At 44.1% G+C, this 2,394-nt stretch carries 3 protein-coding genes; 1 reads left to right on the top strand and 2 read right to left on the bottom strand.

Annotated features, from left to right (window positions below; translation table 11 throughout):
• On the bottom strand, positions 1 to 414 hold a 414-nt coding region (locus gpAD87_RS23060), incomplete at its 3' end, for an alpha/beta hydrolase fold domain-containing protein (protein WP_157258556.1).
• Positions 415 to 663: 249 nt separating this feature from the next.
• On the opposite strand from gpAD87_RS23060, the gene gpAD87_RS23055 reads away from it, so the two are divergent.
• The gene (locus tag gpAD87_RS23055) at positions 664 to 1,650 is read left to right on the top strand and encodes a phosphotransferase (protein WP_064641166.1); all 987 of its coding nucleotides are present in this window, start codon (positions 664 to 666) and stop codon (positions 1,648 to 1,650) included.
• A gap of 102 nt (positions 1,651 to 1,752) precedes the next feature.
• Here gpAD87_RS23055 and gpAD87_RS23050 read toward each other — a convergent pair.
• On the bottom strand, positions 1,753 to 2,394 hold a 642-nt coding region (locus tag gpAD87_RS23050; RefSeq protein WP_157258555.1), incomplete at its 5' end, for a DUF4003 family protein.

Here is a 2,394-nt window from a genome sequence, read left to right as displayed (position 1 = left end):
CAAGAGTCTTGGATATGTATGCTGGTAGTTGAAATGAGGCACTTTGGGATAGATGGGTGCTATAACTTTGGAATTCAACGATTGTGCGATGCGGTCCATGAACTTCCAATGAAAGGTTAGAGGCTGGTGCGTATGAGCGCCGCCATGTATATATAGAATCACTTTTTGATCAGCAGACATCTGGTCATTCAAAGTAAATACCTGCATGTCTTCAAAGGAACGTTCGTTTACTGAAGAAATTAATTTAATTTTACCCAGCTCATAAGGCTTAGTGTTCTCTACACCCATGTGCTCTAGGTGCTTCAGGGTCTTTTCCCGCGTGGATAAATTCTTCTTGCTATCTAAAGTTCCAATGTATTTTTCTAGTAAATAGCTCTTGATAGAGCGTTTTTTGTTATATATATTTACACTCATCTGTGCGCCGCCTCTCATCCATAAAGTATGTTATCCACAGTATAAAGCCTGAAGTATACTTCAAGGTCAAGGCTGTGAAAGTGATTGGTGCGCATAAAAGAGGCGAAATGAGATCAGCTAAGCATTCACCTGATTAAATATATATTCTGGAAAATAATTTAAAAATATACTATGTTATAGGTTGATAGATGAAGGGATTATTTATCTGTAAATATAGTGATGATCATATCAAACTGAAGGAGCATACATATGTTCAATCAACCGACTGCTTTACGTTCAGTGCTCAACCCTAAATATCTGGAGTTTGTATTGAGTGATCAATATGACATCGGATCGTGGGAAGAATGTTTATTTTGGCTGAGAGGGTTAAATGATACCTACCGGGTAACTACATCCACTGGTATGTTTATTCTTCGTGTCTACCGTACTGAAATTACGGAAAACGATGTACGTTACGAACTGTCCCTGTTATCTCAATTAAAGGGCATTTTAGGTTCATCTGTACATACCGATATTGGAGAGTACATCGAGAAGAAAGATCATACTGGATATACTGTGTTGGATGCCGCGGAAGGCAAGCGGGTTGCTGTGATGTTTCGGTATATTGAGGGTATCGAGAACAACCTTGAAGATGAACAGTCATGTTACGCTTTTGGTCAGTCTGCGGCTGAGCTGCATAAAGCGATGGACCAAGTGGTATTGGAGCAGCCGCGATTTGAGTTGGATACGAAGCTTCTCATTGACGAGCCTCTTGAACGAATCATCAACTACATCGGTAAAAAAAATGAAGCAGCATCATTTCTACATACGTTTGCTAGAGAGTTAAAAGAACGCATAGCTTCCGTTTCCAGACAAGGTTTGGACTTTGGATTATGCCATGGCGATATGCATGGGAACAATAACGCTTTTCAACAGGGGAATCAGTTCATCCATTACGACTTCGAGTGGGCGGCTAAAGGCTGGCGTGCCTACGATCTGGCGCAGGTGAAGGCTCGAAAGAGACAGTCTGGTGAGCAAAAAGAAGTGTTATGGAGTACGCTCATAGCGGGATATCGTTCGGTTAGAAGCTTCTCTGCCGAAGATGAACAGGCTGTTGACCTTTTTATTATTGCTCGTCGATTCTGGGTTATGGGTCTGGATGTTGCTTTTATCGAAAGTGATATGGGTGCGCTGGATTATGGTTCGGATTGGTTGGATAGTTTCGTGGAAGAGTTCCGGGATACGGGGATTGTTTAGCGGGTGATAACTAACAGCAATGATGGATTCAAATGAAGAAGGCCTTCTGGATGGTTCCAGAGGGCCCCTTTTATTTTGTAAGATGCATTTCATGACCTTTACTTAGTTCGATGAAGTCGAAGCTACGACGGCAGCCGATGTTGCAGCAGCGGCCATGGCGGCCTGTTGGGCAATGATAATGTTGGTGATGCTAGTGGAGACCGTCGTGGTCAGAACGCCATTTCGAAGATCCTCTACATATTGCACTGCCACCAGCGAGGACGAGAGCAGCAGCAATTCCTGTTTGTTAATTGACCAGGCACCGAAGCCCTTTTGTGTGCGTAACCATTCATACGTTTCCTCAACTTGTTCTACTAGCGTATCTATGTCAGCGGGCAGTAAGGAGAGGATCCCCAGAGCCGGCAGGGTGTACATTTTGTCTAATCGTATTTCACGTCTGCGGAATGCCTCATTTAACGCTATTACATGAGTGCCCGCCTCCGGATTATCATCGCCTAGGACCAGCACCTGCGTTAATGCCTGCACACTATTGCCCGGTGAGAACTCAGGTTTTAACTCAGCATAGAGCTGCTCCATACGGGTCACACCGGATTCTACGTCGAGATCGGAAAGTGACAGCATGGCAGCGAAAATATAGTCGTCCTGTCCGGTAAGAAAGCGGTGTTGGGCTTTCATGTGATCATAAAATGCTTTGGCTCGTTCGACCTTATGCTCGAATTGGTCAGGCGTCGCGTGAGCTGCAAT

It is taken from the genome of Paenibacillus sp. AD87 (genome assembly GCF_001659845.1).
Lineage (GTDB): Bacteria > Bacillota > Bacilli > Paenibacillales > Paenibacillaceae > Paenibacillus > Paenibacillus marchantiae.
This window is presented reverse-complemented; position numbering and strand designations above follow the sequence as displayed.

Bases quoted from the DNA above. Each gene is read 5' to 3' on its own strand.
- gpAD87_RS23055 (WP_064641166.1), top strand. From the start codon at position 664: ATGTTCAATCAACCGACTGCTTTACGTTCAGTGCTCAACCCTAAATAT.